This is a genomic window from Nonomuraea africana, from assembly GCF_014873535.1.
Lineage (GTDB): Bacteria > Actinomycetota > Actinomycetes > Streptosporangiales > Streptosporangiaceae > Nonomuraea > Nonomuraea africana.
In genome coordinates, this window is record NZ_JADBEF010000001.1 from 953,198 (window position 1) to 971,300 (window position 18,103).

Annotated in this window: 19 protein-coding genes, 1 tRNA gene and 2 pseudogenes; 9 read left to right on the top strand and 13 right to left on the bottom strand. The window is 68.6% G+C overall.

The features are described 5' to 3' along the window. Positions 1–7: 7 nt before the first annotated feature. A pseudogene (locus tag H4W81_RS49880) lies at positions 8–178 on the bottom strand (nucleotidyl transferase AbiEii/AbiGii toxin family protein); the annotation flags it as partial. 41 nt (positions 179–219) lie between these two features. On the opposite strand from H4W81_RS49880, the pseudogene H4W81_RS49885 reads away from it, so the two are divergent. Continuing rightward, positions 220–453, top strand: a pseudogene (locus tag H4W81_RS49885) (transposase); the annotation flags it as partial. A 47-nt stretch (positions 454–500) separates the two neighbouring features. On the opposite strand, the gene H4W81_RS04275 reads toward H4W81_RS49885, so the two are convergent. The 3 genes from H4W81_RS04275 to H4W81_RS04285 form a co-directional block, all read right to left on the bottom strand. After that, positions 501–1,646, bottom strand: a complete 1,146-nt coding sequence (locus H4W81_RS04275) for an IS30 family transposase (protein ID WP_192780606.1) — start codon at positions 1,644–1,646, stop codon at positions 501–503. Positions 1,647–1,932: 286 nt separating this feature from the next. Continuing rightward, a complete protein-coding gene (locus H4W81_RS04280; RefSeq protein ID WP_192773568.1) occupies positions 1,933–2,310 on the bottom strand; it encodes a type II toxin-antitoxin system VapC family toxin in 378 nt (125 codons plus the stop codon). 9 nt (positions 2,311–2,319) lie between these two features. Further along, on the bottom strand, positions 2,320–2,523 hold the full coding sequence (locus H4W81_RS04285) for a hypothetical protein (protein ID WP_192773569.1): 204 nt from the start codon (positions 2,521–2,523) through the stop codon (positions 2,320–2,322). Positions 2,524–3,098: 575 nt separating this feature from the next. On the opposite strand from H4W81_RS04285, the gene H4W81_RS04290 reads away from it, so the two are divergent. Next, a complete protein-coding gene (locus tag H4W81_RS04290; RefSeq protein ID WP_192773570.1) occupies positions 3,099–4,409 on the top strand; it encodes an SEC-C metal-binding domain-containing protein in 1,311 nt (436 codons plus the stop codon). Between the two features lie 262 nt (positions 4,410–4,671). Here H4W81_RS04290 and H4W81_RS04295 read toward each other — a convergent pair. The 7 genes from H4W81_RS04295 to H4W81_RS04325 form a co-directional block, all read right to left on the bottom strand. Further along, positions 4,672–4,746 (bottom strand) — tRNA-Val (locus H4W81_RS04295). Positions 4,747–4,763: 17 nt separating this feature from the next. Further along, positions 4,764–5,696 carry an ROK family protein gene (locus H4W81_RS04300; protein ID WP_192773571.1) on the bottom strand — a complete coding sequence of 311 codons (933 nt, stop codon included), beginning with the start codon at positions 5,694–5,696 and terminating at the stop codon, positions 4,764–4,766. Positions 5,697–5,749: 53 nt separating this feature from the next. Beyond that, complete coding sequence (locus tag H4W81_RS04305) at positions 5,750–6,064, bottom strand: hypothetical protein (RefSeq protein ID WP_192773572.1); 315 nt, start codon at positions 6,062–6,064, stop codon at positions 5,750–5,752. A 12-nt stretch (positions 6,065–6,076) separates the two neighbouring features. Then, on the bottom strand, positions 6,077–6,514 hold the full coding sequence (locus H4W81_RS04310) for a peroxiredoxin (RefSeq protein ID WP_192773573.1): 438 nt from the start codon (positions 6,512–6,514) through the stop codon (positions 6,077–6,079). A gap of 48 nt (positions 6,515–6,562) precedes the next feature. Then, entirely contained in the window at positions 6,563–6,991 is a 429-nt protein-coding gene (locus H4W81_RS04315) for a DUF3052 domain-containing protein (protein WP_183646783.1), read from the bottom strand. 101 nt (positions 6,992–7,092) lie between these two features. Beyond that, the gene (locus H4W81_RS04320) at positions 7,093–7,500 is read right to left on the bottom strand and encodes a YjbQ family protein (protein ID WP_192773574.1); all 408 of its coding nucleotides are present in this window, start codon (positions 7,498–7,500) and stop codon (positions 7,093–7,095) included. A 9-nt stretch (positions 7,501–7,509) separates the two neighbouring features. Further along, positions 7,510–7,692 (bottom strand): DUF1918 domain-containing protein, encoded by a 183-nt coding sequence (locus tag H4W81_RS04325; RefSeq protein WP_192773575.1) that lies wholly within the window; start codon positions 7,690–7,692, stop codon positions 7,510–7,512. Between the two features lie 385 nt (positions 7,693–8,077). On the opposite strand from H4W81_RS04325, the gene aceE reads away from it, so the two are divergent. Next, the gene (gene aceE, locus H4W81_RS04330; protein ID WP_192773576.1) at positions 8,078–10,825 is read left to right on the top strand and encodes a pyruvate dehydrogenase (acetyl-transferring), homodimeric type; all 2,748 of its coding nucleotides are present in this window, start codon (positions 8,078–8,080) and stop codon (positions 10,823–10,825) included. A gap of 255 nt (positions 10,826–11,080) precedes the next feature. After that, positions 11,081–12,607, top strand: coding sequence for an alpha/beta hydrolase (locus H4W81_RS04335; RefSeq protein ID WP_192773577.1), 1,527 nt, complete (start codon positions 11,081–11,083; stop codon positions 12,605–12,607). Between the two features lie 54 nt (positions 12,608–12,661). Here the strand turns inward: H4W81_RS04335 and H4W81_RS04340 are convergent, their stop codons facing one another. Beyond that, positions 12,662–13,123, bottom strand: coding sequence for a hypothetical protein (locus H4W81_RS04340; RefSeq protein ID WP_192773578.1), 462 nt, complete (start codon positions 13,121–13,123; stop codon positions 12,662–12,664). A 210-nt stretch (positions 13,124–13,333) separates the two neighbouring features. Here H4W81_RS04340 and H4W81_RS04345 point away from each other — a divergent pair, with 210 nt between their 5' ends. Both H4W81_RS04345 and H4W81_RS04350 read left to right on the top strand, forming a co-directional pair. Then, complete coding sequence (locus tag H4W81_RS04345; RefSeq protein ID WP_192773579.1) at positions 13,334–13,519, top strand: hypothetical protein; 186 nt, start codon at positions 13,334–13,336, stop codon at positions 13,517–13,519. Between the two features lie 26 nt (positions 13,520–13,545). Next, entirely contained in the window at positions 13,546–14,478 is a 933-nt protein-coding gene (locus H4W81_RS04350) for a D-2-hydroxyacid dehydrogenase (protein WP_192773580.1), read from the top strand. 152 nt (positions 14,479–14,630) lie between these two features. Here H4W81_RS04350 and H4W81_RS49150 read toward each other — a convergent pair whose 3' ends face one another. Then, positions 14,631–15,872 carry an MGH1-like glycoside hydrolase domain-containing protein gene (locus H4W81_RS49150; protein ID WP_318781516.1) on the bottom strand — a complete coding sequence of 414 codons (1,242 nt, stop codon included), beginning with the start codon at positions 15,870–15,872 and terminating at the stop codon, positions 14,631–14,633. A gap of 225 nt (positions 15,873–16,097) precedes the next feature. Here H4W81_RS49150 and H4W81_RS04360 point away from each other — a divergent pair, with 225 nt between their 5' ends. The 3 genes from H4W81_RS04360 (at position 16,098) to H4W81_RS04370 (ending at position 18,096) form a co-directional block, all read left to right on the top strand. Further along, entirely contained in the window at positions 16,098–16,250 is a 153-nt protein-coding gene (locus H4W81_RS04360; RefSeq protein ID WP_192781458.1) for a GntR family transcriptional regulator, read from the top strand. Positions 16,251–16,386: 136 nt separating this feature from the next. After that, a complete protein-coding gene (locus H4W81_RS04365; RefSeq protein WP_192773581.1) occupies positions 16,387–16,944 on the top strand; it encodes a helix-turn-helix domain-containing protein in 558 nt (185 codons plus the stop codon). Between the two features lie 33 nt (positions 16,945–16,977). Beyond that, positions 16,978–18,096, top strand: coding sequence for an ABC transporter substrate-binding protein (locus tag H4W81_RS04370; RefSeq protein WP_192773582.1), 1,119 nt, complete (start codon positions 16,978–16,980; stop codon positions 18,094–18,096). Positions 18,097–18,103 lie beyond the last annotated feature (7 nt).

An 18,103-nucleotide genomic window follows, 5' to 3' on the forward strand; every position in this document is an offset into this window, starting at 1 on the left:
TGCCCTCTCTGCAGTAGGCGTCAACGACCACTTGTTCGACCTGCTCTGGAGTCCCGCGCCGTGGCGCGAACAGATCAATGTCCTCTGAGGGGCGAGCACCCATGCCATGTAGCTGCACCGCGTGACCGCCACCGAGGACGAATCCATGACGGTGGGGTGCCCCCCAGATTCCGGACAGTCGGCTACATAAGCTGACGGAAGTCTGGAAGAGGTAGGTACGTGAGGAGGCGTCGCAGGCAGTTCTCGCCGGAGTTCAAGGAAGAAGCCATCCGCATGGTGCTGGAGGGCGAGCGGACGGTCGCGTCGGTGGCGCGCGAGTTCGACATCAACGCCAGCACCCTGGGCAGCTGGGTGAACCGGCATCGGATCGTGCACGCTCAGGACGAGCAGCAGCCGGTCTCCGGGCCGGAGCGGGCCCGGATCCGGGAGCTGGAGCGGGAGAACGCCGAGCTGCGGGAGAAGCTGGCGTTCTTGAAAAAAGCAGCGGTGCACTCAACCCATCAGCGCAACAGTGCGGCGAGTCTATCGCCGGGGGTGTCGAACTCGAGGGTCTTGCGGGGCCGGGTGTTCAGCTTGTGGGCGATCCGGTCGAGGTCGTCTTGGGTGAGATCGGCCATGCTGGTGCCCTTGGGCAGATACTGACGCAGCAGCCGGTTGGTGTTCTCATTCGTGCCTCGCTGCCAGGGACTGCGTGGGTCGGCGAAGTAGACCTGCAGCCCCGTCGTCGCGGCGAGTTCCTTATGTCCGGCTAACTCCATCCCGCGATCCCATGTCAACGTCTTGCGGACCTGCTCGGGTAGCCGGGTCATCGTCGCGGCCAGGCCTTTGGTGACGGTGTGCATGTCGCGGCCGTCGAGCTGGACCAGGACGGTGAAGCGGGTCGTGCGTTCCACCAGCGTCGCGATCTGGGTCAGGCCCCGGCCCAGCAGCAGATCGCCCTCCCAATGCCCAGGGATCGCACGGTCGTCAACTTCCGGTGGCCGCTGACTGATCGGGATGGCGTCCTTGATCTGGGAGCGCCATTGTCCGGTGATGGTGTTGTGGATGTTTCGGCGGGTGGGCCGGCCCGAGCGCAGGTGCTTGGTCAGTTCCTTGGCCAGCACGCCACGGGCCTGGATGAACAGCGACTTATAGATCGTCTCGTGGCTCACCCGCATCCCCGATCCCGGCCGGTAGGTCTTTGCCAGATACCCGGCGATCTGCTCGGGTGACCAGTCTTGGGCCAGTTTCTCGGCGACGAGTTGCCGTAACGCCGGATTGTGGGCCAGGAGGCATGGCTTGGGACGCCGGGCCCGATCCCAGGAGCGGTCTTCGGCGTCGATGGCCCGATAGCGGGCGATGCCCTTGTTGCGGGCGATCTCCCGGCTGACCGTCGAGGCCGGCCGTCCCAGGCTGCGAGCGATCGAACGCATCGACTCGCCTCGCGCCAGGCCGCGGGAGATCTCCTCACGCTCGGCGAAGCTCAGGGTTCCAGGCCGCTTGCGCCGCACTGGCGGAACGTAACCGCCGTTGGATTTGAGGACCGTGAACACTGAGCCCGGCGGCTTGTCCAGTGCTCTGGCGATCTGGCTGATCGACTCGCCGGCCTTCCACCGGTCCCACAGCTCCCGCTTTTGAGCATCCGACATGCCCGGACGGCCCATCATTGCCACGCAACACCTCCGCGATCATCATCCCGAATGGTGTTGCACTGATGGGTTGAGTGCACAGCCGCCTTCTTCGCGGCCGACAGTCGATGACGCTCGCCAAGTACGAGCTGATCGACGCGGAGAAGGCGCATCACCCGATCGCGCGGATGTGTGCCTGGCTGGGCGTGTCCCGCTCGGGCTACTACGAGTGGCGCGAGCGGCCGGCCTCGGCCACCGCGCAACGCCGGACGCTGCTGGCCGCTCTGGTTGCCGAGGTCTTCGCCGGCTCGCACGAGACCTACGGCTACCGGCGTGTGCACGCCGCTCTGAAATGCCGTTGGTCGACAGTGGCGACCTCGCCCAGCCCGAGACGCTCGGCGATCGCGATGACGGCGGCGTCCACCAGGCCGAGAGGAAGATCTATATACCTTTCGACAAGTTCCGCCATGCGGGGAAGGTCCTCGTCCTCCAGTTCGGCGACGTGGAACCCGTTGCCTCCGAAGGACTTCAGGAAGGTCACCTCGGCCTGCGGGCCGACACGCGATTCCAGCAGATATCCGACCTCTCCCATCACGGGAGAGGGCACGAGCAGCGGTCCCTCTGCCTGACGGAGCAGCTTCAGGCAGGTGTGGTGGTGCTCGTCCTTGACGTTGCCCGCACGAGCAATACGCCCGGGTCGCACAAGAGCACGTCAGCGGCCCATCTCCGAACGCAGGATCTCCTCGTGCCGCTCGGCCAGATCCGGCTCGGCCTCGAACGACGCGAAGAACGGCAGATCGCGCTCTGCCGGGGCGGGCTCGTCCAACCGCCCGCGAATCAGTTCCAGAGCGGGCCGTAGCTCCGACTCCGGCAACTGATCAACCAGGTGATGCAGTTCGTCCCGCGTGACGCTCATGCAGTCAAGTCTAGGTCTCAGGGCACGCGCGGGAAGTAGCGCCAGGCGAAGTCAGCAATAAGAGAAGACACCCCGAGGCTGGCGAAGACAGCTGGGATGAAGCACTCTGACACGCGCAAGCCGCTCCTGCAGCCGATCCATCAGGCGGCGGTGCGGCGCAACTCGGGAAACCGCTCTTCCCGCATTGCCCGGACCCCGCCGAGCGGGCAGGAACTCGTCCCAGTGGCGCCGTAGCACCTCACCGTTGAGTAGCGCGCGGAAATGCTGCTGGCGCCCTTCCTCCAGCACAATCTTGTACAGGGCCCCGAGGTCGTACGGGTCATCCAGGTCGAAGCTACGACGACCGCTCCACGCAAGCTCATGCGGGAGAGTCAGCACACCGTGCATCGGCTCACGCAACAGTGGCGGCACGAACTGCGGTCGCCCGAGACCGGGCCCACGCTGGATGCCCAGGTGGCGGGCAAGCGTCGGGCCGACGGACCCGGCCGGCAATGACGGATCTCCGGGGAGTGCTTGCCTGCGTCGGGTAATGGCAAGCTAATAGCACGAAGCACGGCCGCATGGACAATGAACCTATGCTCCCCGACATCTTCTTCCACCCCCTCAAGCCCACGCAGGTGCTCGACACCGTCTACGACCAGCTCGGCGAGCCGGACGAGTTCGGCGAACTCACCAACGAGTCTGCGGCCAGGGAGACGGTCCGGCAGGTCCTACTGGATCCGCGCAGCCAGGGCGATCCCGGGGTGTTCGAGCTTGCCTGGGAACTGGTTGACCTCTATGACGACGACGAACTCCACGACGCGGTCGAGCTGCTGACCGAGGTACTCAACGCCCACCCCGACCAGCGCTTCGCCCTGGGCGCCCTACGTGCGGCCCACCGCGACGCCGAGGGCCTGGTCGAGATGGAGGCTCTCCATCGCGACATGTCGTTCCTGCTCCCGGAACGCCGCGACATCCGTTTGTACTACCTGGCTCCGGCTTTCCTCGCCGAACAGGGTCAGACCGACCGTGGCGCGCTCCTGGCCAGGGAGGGGGCCGCCCTGGCCAGAAGCCTCGGGCTTGAGGAAGAGGCCGAGCGGATCGAGGAGCGCAGCCCCGATCCCGAACACCGGCAGCAGTCGAGCGCCCGGCTTGGGAGCGCGATGGAGGAGCTGCTCAGCGCAGTCCGCACTGCCGCGACGCCCTCCGGGAAACGTGCGCTGGGTGGCGAGCGCTCCAGTTTTCGGATGGCCTATCTCCCCGCGCGGGAGTACGCCAAGGGCCTGGCCGAAGGGCTGCTCGACGCCACATTCCCCCTCGACCACGAGGACTACCGTCGCGAGCTGGAGTCATCGCTGCACGACTCGGCCGAGCTCGGCAGGGTCTCGGTGGTCGCGATCGACCTGGCGGAGGTCGACACGTTTGCCAAGCGGACGGGACGCGACCCCAAACGTCGAAGTACACGGCTGGCCTACCTGTCCACGCTGCCGGACAAGGACGCGATCTCCTGGCCACCGGAGCGCAACACGCCCTGCTGGTGCACCTCTCAGCGCAAGTACAAGAAATGCTGTGGCCGGCCCGGATTCCGCGACCAGCCGGTGCCCGACCGAGGGCGGGCCATCCTGCGTGTCGATGGACCACAGCCGCTCCGGGTGCAGGTGCCCTCCAGGATTCGGCTTGACCGGCTCCACGCGGTGATCGACGCCGACGCCGGCGCGGGCGGCCACTACAGCTTCTCGGTCCAGGACGGCGAAATCGACGCCGACCAGGCTCCGGACGCGACCCTTTCACAGCTCGCCAACGAGCCCGGCCAGTCGTTCGGCTATCACAACGGCCGCGATCACAGGGTGACGGTGGAGGAGATCGTCCCGGTGGACCCGGCGGACAACCAGCCCCGGGTGATCTAGCGACACGCTGTCTTGATGGGTGACTCTCATCGTGCACGGCCCTCGACGAGCTGGAGCCGTCTACGACGGTCCCATCCGTCGGCTGCATCCCGAATCAGGACCCAGGCCGACTTGGCTCAACCGCAAGAGGGCCTGGCCTGGGCGACAGAGCGGGCGCCGGCCGAGGCAGACCGCAAGATCGTCAACGCGATGGGACGCCATGATCGCTAAGCCCTAATGGCACGAAGCCCGGCAGCAAGATCGCTACCGGGCTTCTTTGCGCTGGTGGGCGGTACTGGGTTCGAACCAGTGACCCCTCGCTTGTAAGGCGAGTGCTCTACCGCTGAGCTAACCGCCCCTGATCGGCACTACACCTTACGACACCGCGGGCGCCGATCGCACATCCATTGTCCACTCTGCCCCCGCCGCCGGCCGTCCCGCCGCGTTCCAGCCCAGCAGGGCCGCGCCCAGCATGCCCGCGTTCACCCCCAGTGCCGCCGGCACCAGCGGCGGGGCCTCTCTGAAGGCCAGCCGCTTCACCAGCCGGGTCCGCACCGGGTCGAACAGCGCTGGGCCCGCCTCGGCCAAGCCGCCGCCGAGGACGATGACCGAGGGGTCGAGCAGCAGCGTGTACGTGGCCAGCGCCAGCGACAGCGCCTCGACGGCCTCGTCCCACACCTCGATGGCCATGGGGTCGTCGGAGGCCACGACCTCCTCGGCCTTCACCCCCTCGAGGCCCGCGCGCTCGCTGTAGCGGCGGCCGACCGAGGCGGCCGAGGCGTAGGTCTCCAGGCAGCCGAGTTGCCCGCAGGCGCAGGGCTCCCCGTCGGGGAAGACGGGGATGTGGCCGATCTCGCCGCCCCAGCCCTCGGCCCCGCCGTACGGCCGGCCGGACAGGATCATGGCGCCCGCGATGCCGGTGCCGATGGGCAGGAACAGGAAGTCGGAGATGCCGCGTCCCGCGCCGAGCACGCTCTCGGCGAGGCCGCCGGTGCGGACGTCGTGGCCGAGCATGACGGGGACGTCCATGTCCACGAAGGCGCGGGCGGGCACGTCGCGCCAGCCGATGTTGGCGGAGTAGATCGCGCTGTCGGCCGTCACCAGGCCGGGTACGGCCAGGCCGACCCCCGCGGGCGGGCCGTCTCCCCTGGCGGCCAGGTCGGAGACGAACTCCCTGACCGCCGCCACCGCCTCGTCGCCGCGCAGCGTGGGACGCCGGTCGGTCACCAGCACCTGGCCGGTCTCGCTGACGAGGCCGCCCTTCATGGACGTGCCACCGACATCGAGCGCGACAACGTAGGAACTCATAGCGGTCATCCTGAGGGGCGGTGGCAGGTCAACGGCTATGAACGATAGCGCACCTAATGTCGAGAAAGACCCAGCACTCTGTTGAGCGCCGCCTCGACCTCGTCGGCCAGGCCGGGCGGCGGCGCCGAGCCCGTGGGCGCCGACAGTCGGGCGAGCCGTACGGCACCGCAGGACCGGCACTCGACCTCGCCGAGCCGGCAGATGAGCGACGAGGAGCCGCAGGACTCGCACACGTCGAGTTCGAGGTCGTGCGACAGCTGGCAGTCCGGGCAGATGAGCACCTGGACCTCGCCGCGTACCCCGCGCCGCCACGGCGAGGCACCGCGGACCGGGTCGGTCTGCCGGGCCCCGCACTGGTAGCAGGGCATGGTTTCCCTCCGTTAGGACAGAGCCTTGAGATAGTCGGCGACGTCACGCGCCGAGGAGATCGGGTTGACGACCGACCACCTGATCACGCCCTCGCCGTCGATGAGGAAGGTCCCGCGCTTGGCGAGCCCTTTCTTCTCATCGAACACACCGTACGCCTGAGCGACCTGTCCGTGGGGCCAGAAATCGGAGAGCAGGGGGAACTCGTACCCCTCCTGCTCCGCCCATGCCCGCTGGGCGAACATGGAGTCGACGGACACGCCGAGCACCCTGACGTCGGCGGGCAGGTGCGGAATGAGCTCGTCGCGCACCTGGCCGAGCTCGCCGCGGCACACGCCGCTGAAGGCGACCGGGTAGAAGATCAGCAGGACGCGGCTGCCGCGCAGGCCGGAGAGCCTGACCGGCGTGCCGTGCTGGTCGGGCAGTTCGAAGTCGGGAGCCATGCGATTCATCCTGCCGTACGACCCCCTCGGGGCCGCACGGCAGGCGTCAACGTCTGACTAGCGCCGGCCCTTGGGCGCCACAAGCCTGGTCCCCGACCAATCGGGTGCGGCGGAGATGCTGCTGGTCTGGGAGAGGCCCGCCGTGGTGGCGTCCTCCCCGATGTCGCTCGGCTCCACGTGGCCGTCTCTGCCTGCCTTGGGAGTCAGGAGCCAGATCTGGCCCGCGTCGGCCAGAGATCGCATGGCGTCACTCAGAGCGTCGAAGAGGTCCCCGTCGCCGTCGCGCCACCACAGCAGCACCACGTCGGCGACTTCGTCGGTGTCCTCGTCGAGTAGCTCGGTGCCGGTCAGGTTCTCGATGGACTCGCGAAGCTCTTCGTCGCAGTCCTCGTCCCAACCGATCTCCTGCACCACCTGACCCGGCTTGAGGCCGAGTCGTTCGGCCAGGCCGCGCTCGCCCTGCGCCTGACCCGCGGTCGCGCTCACTTGTATCCCTCCTGATATGCGGTCATCGCTTCGGGACAGTCCACACGCTGTGACCCTCAGTCGTCAACGGTCGCCACGAGGACGGCCGTACTCTAGACGGATTAATCAGACAAAAACGACAGGCGAACCTGGCGTTCACTGTTGTCGACGTTGAGGTCGACGACGGCGATCGACTGCCAGGTGCCCAGGGCCAGCCGTCCGCCCAGGACGGGCACCGTGGCGTAGGGCGGGATGAGCGCCGGCATGACGTGGGATCTGCCGTGCCCCCGCGAACCGTGGGCGTGTCGCCATCGATCGTCGCCGGGCAGGAGATCACCCAGCGCCGACAGCAGGTCGTCGTCGCTGCCGGCGCCGAGTTCGATGATCGCCACCCCCGCCGTGGCATGGGGCACGAAGACGTGCAGCAGCCCGTCGCCGCCCGCCGTGCCGGCGAAGGCCTCGCATTCACCGGTGATGTCGTGCACCGTCTCGCGCGACCCGGTGGTCAGCGAGATGATCTGGGATTTCACATGGAAATCCTACTTGGGCTCGACCACCGCGTCCGGGCCGGGGAAGACCAGGCCGGTGTGGCCGTCGTCGAACCTGACCATGTAGGGAGGCCCGCCGTCCGCGCCGCGGACCTCGATGATCTCTCCGATCCGGTCCCTCTCGCCCACGGTGCTCCCGTGGACGTGGAGCCGGTCTCCAACCGTCGCGTTCATACCTCCACCTTCGTACGGCGGGCGCGATTGGAAAAGCCCCTGTTCTCACTAGAGAGCAAGAGCGAATGATGACCAAAACGTTACCCGTCGGCAGACCCCTTCTCCTGTGGCGCTACGCTGGCGCGCGGCCACTCGCGGCGGACCGATCGGGGCGCCGAGTGCCTGCCAGAAATTTCGTAGCTTTTCCGGGGTTGTTAAATCCGCACCTGGATGTAACCTTTGGTGGCGATTCGTCCTACCATCGGTGGTCTAGGCCACCACTTATGGCCCTGCCAGCAGGGACGTTCTGGTTACCGGTCAGTAGAGATGCACTTTCCGGAGTTAGCGACCAGGATGGAAGGCGACCCAGACCAGACATCAGTCGATCCTCGGAAGGCGAGACCCAGTGGCTTCCGGACGCCAGCGTTTCTCGATCATCAGCGACGGCCTACCCAGCCAGCTGCCTGATGTCGACCCCAGCGAGACCAACGAGTGGCTCGAGTCCCTCGACAACGTCATCAAGACCGAGGGCCGCACCCGCGCCCGCTACTTGATGCTTCGCCTGCTGGAGCGGGCCCGCGAGCACCAGGTCGGCGTGCCTGGCCTGCGCAGCACCGACTACATCAACACCATCCCGCCGGAGCGCGAGCCCTGGTTCCCCGGCGACGAGCACGTCGAGCGCCGTATCAGGGCCTACATCAGGTGGAACGCCGCGGTGATGGTCTCGCGCGCGAACGCGCGCACCAACGTCGGCGGCCACATCGCCACCTACGCCTCCGCCGCCTCGCTGTACGAGGTGGGCTTCAACCACTTCTTCCGCGGCAAGGACCACGGCGAGTCCGGCGACCAGGTCTTCTTCCAGGGGCACGCCGCGCCGGGCATCTACGCCCGCGCCTTCCTCGAGGGTCGCCTCAACGAGGCCCAGCTCGACGCCTTCCGCCAGGAGCTGTCGCACGGCTTCCACGGCCTGCCCTCCTACCCGCACCCGCGGCTCATGCCCGACTTCTGGGAGTTCCCGACCGTGTCGATGGGCCTGGGCCCGATCGGCGCGATCTACCAGGCGCGGTTCAACCGCTACCTGCTCAACCGCAAGATCAAGGACACCTCCAGGAGCCACGTCTGGGCCTTCCTCGGCGACGGCGAGATGGACGAGCCCGAGTCGATCGGTGCGATCGGCCTGGCCGCCCGTGAGGAGCTCGACAACCTCACCTTCGTCATCAACTGCAACCTGCAGCGGCTCGACGGCCCGGTCCGGGGCAACGGCAAGATCATCCAGGAGCTCGAGTCGTACTTCCGCGGCGCGGGCTGGAACGTCATCAAGGTCGTCTGGGGCCGCGACTGGGACCCGCTGCTGGCGGCCGACGTCGACGGCGTGCTGGTCAACCAGATGAACACCACGCCCGACGGCCAGTTCCAGACCTACTCGGTCGAGTCGGGCGCCTACATCCGCGACAACTTCTTCGGCGGCGACCCGCGCCTGCGCAAGATGGTCGAGCACCTGACCGACGACGACATCCGCAAGCTGTCGCGCGGCGGCCACGACTACCGCAAGGTCTACGCGGCCTTCAAGGCGGCCCGTGAGCACGTCGGCCAGCCGACGGTCATCCTCGCCCAGACCATCAAGGGCTGGACCCTGGGCAAGGACTTCGAGGCGCGCAACGCCACGCACCAGATGAAGAAGATGACCAAGGCCGAGCTGAAGGAGTTCCGCGACCGGCTCTACCTGCCGATCCCCGACTCCGCGCTCGAGGGTGACCTGCCGCCCTACTTCCACCCGGGCGAGAACGACGAAGAGATCGCCTACATGAAGGAGCGCCGCGCGGCGCTGGGCGGCGTGCTGCCGAGGCGCGTGGTCCGCGCCAAGTCGCTCAAGCTGCCCGGCGACGACGTCTACAAGCAGTTCGCCAAGGGCTCGGGCAAGCAGCAGGTGGCCACAACCATGGCCTTCGTCCGGCTGCTCAAGGACCTCATGCGCGACAAGGAGATCGGCAAGAGGTTCGTGCCGATCATCCCCGACGAGGCCCGCACCTTCGGTCTCGACGCGATGTTCCCCACCGCGAAGATCTACAGCCCGCACGGCCAGACCTACGAGGCCGTCGACAGGGACCTGCTGCTGTCGTACAAGGAGTCGACCGAGGGTCAGATCCTGCACGAGGGCATCAACGAGGCCGGCTCCATGGCCTCGATGACCGCGGCCGGCACCTCCTACGCCACGCACGGCGAGGCGATGATCCCGATCTACATCTTCTACTCGATGTTCGGGTGGCAGCGCACCGGCGACCAGATGTGGCAGCTGGGCGACCAGATGGGCAGGGGCTTCCTGCTCGGCGCGACGGCGGGCCGCACCACGCTGAACGGCGAGGGCCTGCAGCACGAGGACGGTCACACCCCGCTGATCGCCTCGACGAACCCGGCCGCCGTCTCCTACGACCCGTCGTGGGCCTTCGAGACCGCCTACATCGTCAAGGACGGCCTGCGGAGGATGTACGGCGAGCAGCCGGAGAACGTCTTCTACTACCTGACCGTCTACAACGAGCCCTACATCCAGCCGGCCGAGCCCGCCGACCTCGACGTGGACGGCCTGCTGAAGGGCCTGTACAAGTTCGCCGACGGACCGCGGACGGACGGCCCGAAGGCGAACATCCTCTCCTCGGGCGTCGCGGGCCCGTGGGCGATGGAGGCCCAGCGCCTGCTGGCCGAGGACTGGGGCGTGTCGGCCACCGTCTGGTCGGCGACCTCCTGGTCGGAGCTGCGCCGCGAGGCGCTGGCCTGCGACGAGCACAATCTGCTCAACCCCGACGCCGAGCAGCGCGTGCCGTACGTCACGCGGGCGCTCAGCGGCGCCGAGGGGCCGTTCGTGGGCGTCAGCGACTACATGAAGGCCGTGCAGGACCAGATCTCGCAGTGGGTCCCCGGCGACTGGAGCTCGCTCGGCACCGACGGGTTCGGCCTGTCCGACACCCGCTCGGCGCTGCGCCGCCACTTCCACGTGGACGCCGCCTCGATCACCCTCGCGGTGCTCACCAGGCTGGTCAAGCGCGGCGAGCTCGACGGTGAGGTGCTGCGCGAGGCGATCGCGCGCTACCACCTGAAGAACGGCGTCACCGAGGCGGGTGGCGCCGAGAGCAACGACACCCAGTCGATGGGCGTCTGACTCTCGCTCCGATGGAGCCCGTGCCGTTCGCGGCACGGGCTCCATTTTTTCTTCGAACTTTTCCTGGCGAGTCGCGTCATGGATCGGCGGGGGCGTTGTCTTGGATGGTGAGGCGGCGTGTTCAGGAGGGGTGCACGCCGCCTCGCCGTCCTCCCCCGGCGCGACCCGCCGGGGAAAGACGGGCGCGGGGCGGCGTGTTCCTCGCCGGGGTTTGTGACAGGATTTTGTTGCTACTCGATATCGGGGGATATTTCCATGCGCCGCACTCTCACCACGGTCACCGTGACGGCAGGGCTGACCATCTCGCTCGCCGCCTGCGGCACCTCCACCGGCTCCGCCGGAGGAGGCACCACGCCCACCGCCTCGCCCACCGCCGCGGCCCAGAAGATCGCCTGGGGCGCCTGCACGGACCTGACCAGGCGCGGCGGTGACGCGCCGGCCACGCCGGCCGCCACCATGCAGTGCGGGAAGCTGGCCGTGCCGCTCGACTACGGCAAACCCGACGGTGAGACGATCGACCTGGCGCTGATCAGGGTCCCCGCCACGGGCCCTGGCGCGCGCATCGGGTCGCTGGTGTTCAACTTCGGCGGCCCCGGCGCCTCGGGCGTCGACACGATGGCGCAGGCGGCCAAGGCCTTCGGCACGCTCGGCGCGCGCTACGACCTGGTGAGCTTCGACCCGCGCGGCGTGCAGCGCAGCCGCGGCGTCACCTGCGGCAGCGGAGCCGAGATGGACGCCTTCACCTCGCTCAACACGCTGCCCGCCAACGCCGAGACCAGGGCCAAGATCGAGACGGCCACCCGGGAGTTCGCCCTGCGGTGCCAGAAGGACTCGGGGGAGGTCCTGCCGTACATCGGCACCGTCAACGCCGCCCAGGACCTCGACAGGATGCGCGTCGCCCTCGGCGACGCCAAGCTCAACTACTTCGGCATGTCGTACGGCACGCAGCTCGGCGCCGTCTACGCCACCAAGTTCCCGAAGAACGTGGGCCGCACCGTCCTCGACGCCCCGCTGGATCCCAGCGTCACCCTGGAGGAGCGGACGATGGCGCAGACCACGGGCTTCCAGCAGGCCTACGAGAGCTTCCTGAAGAACTGCGTGGCCGAGGGTTGCGAGCTCGGGCCCGACACCGAGACGGCCAACAAGAAGATCGACCGCCTCATGGAACGGTCGATCAACGCTCCGCTGCAGGTCGGCGACCGGCTGCTCACCCAGGGCCTGGCCAGCACCGCGGTGGCCGCGGCGCTCTACTCCAAGCTGAGCTGGCCGTTCCTGGAGAGCGCGCTCGACTCCGCGCTGAAGGGCGACGGCGGCGCGCTGATGTACCTGGCCGACACCTACATCGGGCGCAGGCCCGACGGCACGTACTCCAGCGAGATGACCAGCTTCCCGGCCATCACCTGCGTGGACACCGCCGAGCGGCCCGACGAGGAGGAGCTGATCCGTACCGAGGAGGCGGCGCTGAAGATCTCGCCGCTGTTCGGCAACGCGGGCGCGGGCTCCTTGTGCTCGGTCTGGCCGGTGCCGGGCAGTGACGAGGCCAGGAAGGTGAACGCGACGGGGTCGGGGCCGATCCTGGTGGTGGCGGGCAAGGGCGACCCGGCCACGCCGTACCAGTGGGGGCCGAGGCTGGTCGAGCAGCTCAAGACCGCGACGCTGCTGACGTACGAGGGCGAGGGACACGGCGCGTACCTGTCGGGCAGCCGTTGCGTCGCGGGCGCCGTCAACGCCTACCTGCTGGAGGGCAAGGTGCCCGACTCGGGCGCGACCTGCCCCGCCTGACACCGTGGTGCGCCGGGCCGCCCCGCGGCCCGGAACTCGCGGGAGCCCGCTGGGTCAGCCGCCCTGGGTGTAGATGGTCTTCCAGCGGGAGCACTTGCCAACGGGGCGCTTGGCGGTGCCCCTGCAGACCCGCACCCTGATCTGCAGGACGCCGCCGACGTCCTTGCGGAAGGTGCCGGTTCCGGTGACGCAGTTGTAGACGCCGTGCGTCCTCCAGCGCCCGTTGAGGGAGTTCTGGTAGCGGATGAGCGCCCACGAGCAGCCCTTGCCGTAGGAGTCGTCGAGCTTGCCCGACACGACGAGCCCCGACTGGCCGACGGCGACCTTGCCCCAGGCGGTGGCCCACCCGTCGGTGGAGTGGACGGCGCCCCACTTCCACACGGTCGGGCTCCCCACGGTCGGGTTCCCCACGGTGGTGTTTCCCACGGTCGGGCCGGCGGTGGCGGCGGGCGAGCCGGATAGGGCGAGCGTGGCGGCGGCGGTCAGGCCGATCAGGATGCGGGCTCCGATGCGCACGAGGGTCTCTCCAAGCGGGACGAACGGTTGACGACACACTCAGAGGTATCGCGACGCGCTTGCGTCCGGCTTGGAGTCGGATGTGCGGCCTGGGTGTGAGGGTCGGGTGTCTGGGCGGATGTGCGGGCCGGATGTGCGGGCCGGATGTGCGGGGCCCGATGTGCGGGCCGGTAAATGGCCAGGAAATTGTCGGTCCCGTAGGGAAGAATCATGCTCACTATGGCGATCTCCCCACTTCTTCCTTTCACCCCCGTGCGCTCGCCCTCGGGCGACATCGTGGTGTTCTACACGGGCACCGAGCCGCGCATGACGCCTGAGCAGGCGCTGGCCTTCGCCGACCAGCTCAGGGAGATGGCCGCGCCGTCGGCGGGCCTGGTCACCGCGGCGGCGCTCTGACCGCCCGGCCTCGTCACACTGAAACCATGGATCTGTATGTGCAGCTGGCGCTCACCGCGGCCGAGAAGGACAGGGTCCGCTCGCTCGCGGGCGGGGTTCCCGTGTGGTTCGCCCAGCCGAAGGAGCAGACCGACCGCGACTTCGAGGCGTTCGCGCGCGCGGAGGTCGCGGTCGGCAACTGCCCGCCCGAATGGCTGGAGCGGACGGCTCGGCTGAGGTGGCTGCAGCTGTCGTCCATGGGCATCGACAGGTATCTGGGCCTCGACTGGGCCGAGCTCGGCCGGCGCATCACCGTGACGAACCTGTCGGGCACCTTCGCCGACCCCGTGGCGCAGACCTGCCTGGCCGGCATCCTCGCCCTGTACCGGGGTGTGGACACGCTGGCCAGGCTGGGGGAGCGGCACGAGTGGTCGACCACCCCGCTGCGGCCCGGGTTGCGGCTGCTCACGGGGGCCTCGGTGGTCATTCTCGGCGCGGGCACGATCGCGCGGCGGCTGGCCGAGCTGCTCGCGCCGTTCGGCTGCCGGGTGACGCTCTACTCGCGCAGGATGACGCTCGACGAGCTCGACGCCCTGTTGCCCGAGACCGACGTGCTGGTGGGGCTGCTGCCCGGCACCCAGGAGACCGCGGGGCTGGTCGACGCCGCCCGGCTGGCGCTGCTGCCGCGTGGCGCGATCTTCGTCAACGCTGGGCGCGGCTCGCTGGTCGATGAGGACGCGCTGGTGGCGGCGCTGCGGGAGGAGCGGCTCGGCGGGGCGGTGCTCGACGTGACCGCGACCGAACCGCTGCCGCCCGGCCATCCGCTGTGGAGCAGCCCCCACACGCTGCTGACCCAGCACACGGCGGGCGGCTCCGACCAGGAGTCGGGCCAGATCCTCGAGGTCTTCGAGGACAACTGGCGCAGGTTCACGGAGGGACGGCCGCTGCACAACCTCGTCGACTGGTCGCGGGGCTTCTAGCAGGCCCGGCCGCCCGGAGAAGATCTCCAGGGCGGCCGGTCGATCAACGGGAAGACCGCGCGAAAAAGCGGTCGGTGATAAACGGGAAAGACCGCGACAAAAGGCGGCCGGTCGGTCGATGGGGAAGGCCGCGCAGAAGGGCGGCCGGGTGATCAGTGGGGAAGGTCGAGCAGGAGGGCGGCCGACCAGCTGAAGTTGGAGGAGTTCAGCCGCTCGCCGGTGAGCGGGTTGTAGTTCTCGTGGATCGGCGCGTCACCGCGCAGCCCCGACGCGTTGGACCGCAGCCGCTCGGCGGCCGAGGAGGCGTCGGCGCGGTAGCCGTACCTCGACAGGCCGGTGATCGCGAAGTAGGCCTGGTCGAGCCAGACGGGCCCGCGCCAGTACGCCGTGGCGGAGAAGTACGGCGAGCTCTTCGACACCGTCGGCATCGGCACGAAGGTGCCGAACTCCGCCGGATCGACCAGCTTGTCGCGCACCGCGGCGGCCTGCGTGCGGCTGGCCACACCTGCCCAGAGCGGGATGGCGCCCTCGATGGCCCTGCCCCGCTCGACCAGCGGCCTGCCGGTGGTCAGGTCGATGTCGTAGAAGAAGCCGGTCGCGCTGTCGTACATGTGCCGCTGGATGAAGCGCGACAGCGTGGCCGACTCGCGGGTCCAGCGGGCGGCGTCGCCCGGCCTGCCCGCCACGAGCGCCAGCTTGGCCAGGTAGTCCTTCTCCGCCTTGAGGTAGGCGTTCAGGTCCACCGACTCCTGGTCGGCCGCGTAGCCGACGACCTTTCCCGACGCGTCGCGGTTCTCCAGCATCCGGGTGGCGTCGAAGCGGGGCGCGTTGTCCATCCCGCTCTCCCACGCCATAGCCGCCCGCCGCTCCTCGTCCGTGTTGTTCAGCGGGTCCACGGTGGCCCCGTACTCGGCGATGCCGTCCCTGTCATGGTCGCGGTTGCGGTACCACCACTCGTGGTAGGCGACCAGCTTCGGGTAGAGCTCCTTCACGAACGCGGCGTCACCGCTGCGGCCGAAGACCTCCCACACCGCCCACGCCGCCAGCGGCGGCTTGGTGTTGCGCTCGTTCCAGTTGCCGCCGTCGGTGGAGGGGTCGTTGTAGAACAGCACGTCGAGGATCATCCCCGCGTCCTGCGGCCTGGTCGGCGAGTCAGGGCGCACCTGGTGGTCGAACATCGCCCTGATGACCGACTTGGCCAGCGGGGCGTCGAACCGCGCCACCCCGACCGCCTGCTTCCAGCTGTCCCACGCCCAGAACCCGCCGGTGAACCACTTGTAGGAGATCGACGGCGTGATGCCGTCCGAGCGCAGCCTGCCCGCCGCGCCGCGCCAGTTGGTGACCAGCGTCTGCACGGCCTTGACCTCTTCGGCAGCAGGCGGCTGTCGGAGCACGAGGCGCTGTTCTGCGTCTCCGAACTGCACACCCAGGCCGACCTCGACGAGCTGGTGGAGGCGATCCAGTGACCCGCATCGAACCCAAGCCCGCGCTGCGCCGCTTCCACCAGGCCCGCTGGGACGAGAAGCTGATCTTCGAGCTGTCCTCGCCGGGCGAGCGCGGCATCCTGGTGCCGCGGCCGTCCGAGGAGGTGCGGTCGGTGGCACCGCTACGAGCGGCTGGTGGTGGGCGACTCCGAGGTGCTGGAGCGAGCGGCCGAGGAGCACGAGCGGATCGCCGAGCACCTCGTCCGCGGCGACGTGGCGGGCGCCGTGGAGGCGCTGCACACCAACTGGACGAGCGGGGTGAGCCGCATCCTGGAACGGCTCTCCTGATACGTTGCCGACGTGATCGTCATCACATTTGACCGATTCGTAATCAACCGCCCCCTTGTGAGGGCGGTTGATGCGTTTGTACGGTCCCTTCATTGCTACTTAACAACTTGTTCAGTGCAGAGAATCGAGACGTTCGATGGCACCTGAGCCTTTGGGCGATCGGATCCGTACGTACCGGACCATGCGCCAGATGACCGTCAGGGGTCTGGCGGCGCAGGCCAACGCCAGCGCCAGCTTCATCAGCCAGCTGGAGCGCGGCCAGACCAGCGCGAGTGTCGGGATGTTGCGGCGGATCGCCGGGGCGCTCGGCATCACGGTCGCCGACCTGTTCAACGAGGAGCAAACGGCGGGACACCGCCTCGTGCGCAGGGCGGAGCGCCCCGAACTGCACGCGGGACGTGGCTCTCGCAAGTACCTGATCTCGCAACGGCCGCTGCAGAACCTGGAGGTGTACAGCGGCGAGTTCGAGCCGGGCGCCTCCACGGGCGACGAGCAGTACACCCACGGTGACTCCCAGGAGATCCTGCTGGTCCTGCGCGGCATGGTCACCGTCCACCTCGGCGAGGCGATCCCGCGCCGGCTGGAGCCCGGCGACAGCGTGGAGTACCGCACCTCCATCCCGCACCGCGTCGTCAACGACGGAGACGTCGAAGCCGAAGTCCTCTGGATCATCAGCCCGCCAACCCCTGACTGACACCCCGTTCCTCCATCACAGAGGGGGCAGATCATGCTCAATCACCCCAAGCGACTGGCCGGTACGGCCATCGCCGCCGCCTCCCTGCTGCTCGCCGCGGCCTGCGGCGGTGGCGCCGCGGCACCCGCGGACATCGACCTCGGCTCAGGACCCGCACAGTCCGGAGTCGTGAAGAAGGACGCCCTGAAGGGCGTCAACCTGACCTTCGTCTCCTACGGCGGCGTCTACCAGAAGGGCCAGCAGGACGCGGCGGTCGACCCCTTCGCGAAGGAGTCGGGCGCCCAGGTCCTGCAGGACGGCCCCACCGACTACGCGAAGATCAAGGCCCAGGTCGACTCCGCCAACGTCACGTGGGACGTCGTGGACACCGACTCCATCTGGGCAGCGGCGCAGTGCGGCAAGCTCCTCCAGCCGCTCGACTACAAGATCATCGACAAGTCGAAGGTCCCCGACGGCCTCGCCACCGAGTGCAGCGTCCCCGCGATGCAGTACGGCATGGTCCTCGCCTACAACAAGGACAAGTTCGGCGCCAACCCGCCGCAGGGCTGGGCCGACTTCTTCGACACCGCGAAGTTCCCCGGCAAGCGCGGCATCCCCGGCAACCCCGGCGACTCCGCCCCCGGCCCGTTCGAGGCCGCCCTGGTCGCCGACGGCGTCGCCGCCGACAAGCTCTACCCGCTCGACGTCGCCAGGGCGACCAAGAAGCTCGACACCGTCCGCGGCGACCTGGTCTTCTGGAAGACCGGCGCCGAGTCCCAGCAGCTGCTGGAGTCCGGCGAGGTCGACATGCTCATGATGTGGAGCGGCCGCGCCTACGCCGGTATCAAGAACGGCGGGAAGTTCGACGTCCAGTGGAACCAGTGGATGCCCATCATGGACTCCCTGACCGTGCCGAAGAACGCCAAGAACCCCAAGGCCGCCATGGCGATGATCAACTACTACCTGGGCGCCCAGCAGCAGGCCAAGCTCACCGAGCTGACCTCCTACTCGCCCATCAACACCGACGCCAAGCCCAAGCTCGACGAGCTCGGCACCTCCTTCCTGACCACCCGCCCCGAGGTCGCCGACAAGCGGCTCACGGTGGACGACAAGTGGTGGGCGGAGAACCAGCCGCAGATGATCGAGAAGTGGTCCGCCTGGCTCGGGGGCTGAGCACGTC

Excerpts from the sequence above, each read along its gene's own strand:
- H4W81_RS04365 (WP_192773581.1), top strand. The coding sequence starts at position 16,387 with ATGGCACCTGAGCCTTTGGGCGATCGGATCCGTACGTACCGGACCATG.
- H4W81_RS04345 (WP_192773579.1), top strand. The coding sequence starts at position 13,334 with ATGCTCACTATGGCGATCTCCCCACTTCTTCCTTTCACCCCCGTGCGC.
- H4W81_RS04300 (WP_192773571.1), bottom strand. The coding sequence starts at position 5,696 with ATGAGTTCCTACGTTGTCGCGCTCGATGTCGGTGGCACGTCCATGAAG.
- H4W81_RS04290 (WP_192773570.1), top strand. The coding sequence starts at position 3,099 with ATGCTCCCCGACATCTTCTTCCACCCCCTCAAGCCCACGCAGGTGCTC.
- H4W81_RS04310 (WP_192773573.1), bottom strand. The coding sequence starts at position 6,514 with ATGAATCGCATGGCTCCCGACTTCGAACTGCCCGACCAGCACGGCACG.
- H4W81_RS04325 (WP_192773575.1), bottom strand. The coding sequence starts at position 7,692 with ATGAACGCGACGGTTGGAGACCGGCTCCACGTCCACGGGAGCACCGTG.
- H4W81_RS04275 (WP_192780606.1), bottom strand. The coding sequence starts at position 1,646 with ATGATGGGCCGTCCGGGCATGTCGGATGCTCAAAAGCGGGAGCTGTGG.
- H4W81_RS04305 (WP_192773572.1), bottom strand. The coding sequence starts at position 6,064 with ATGCCCTGCTACCAGTGCGGGGCCCGGCAGACCGACCCGGTCCGCGGT.
- H4W81_RS04285 (WP_192773569.1), bottom strand. The coding sequence starts at position 2,523 with ATGAGCGTCACGCGGGACGAACTGCATCACCTGGTTGATCAGTTGCCG.
- H4W81_RS04335 (WP_192773577.1), top strand. The coding sequence starts at position 11,081 with ATGCGCCGCACTCTCACCACGGTCACCGTGACGGCAGGGCTGACCATC.
- H4W81_RS04350 (WP_192773580.1), top strand. The coding sequence starts at position 13,546 with ATGGATCTGTATGTGCAGCTGGCGCTCACCGCGGCCGAGAAGGACAGG.
- H4W81_RS04370 (WP_192773582.1), top strand. The coding sequence starts at position 16,978 with ATGCTCAATCACCCCAAGCGACTGGCCGGTACGGCCATCGCCGCCGCC.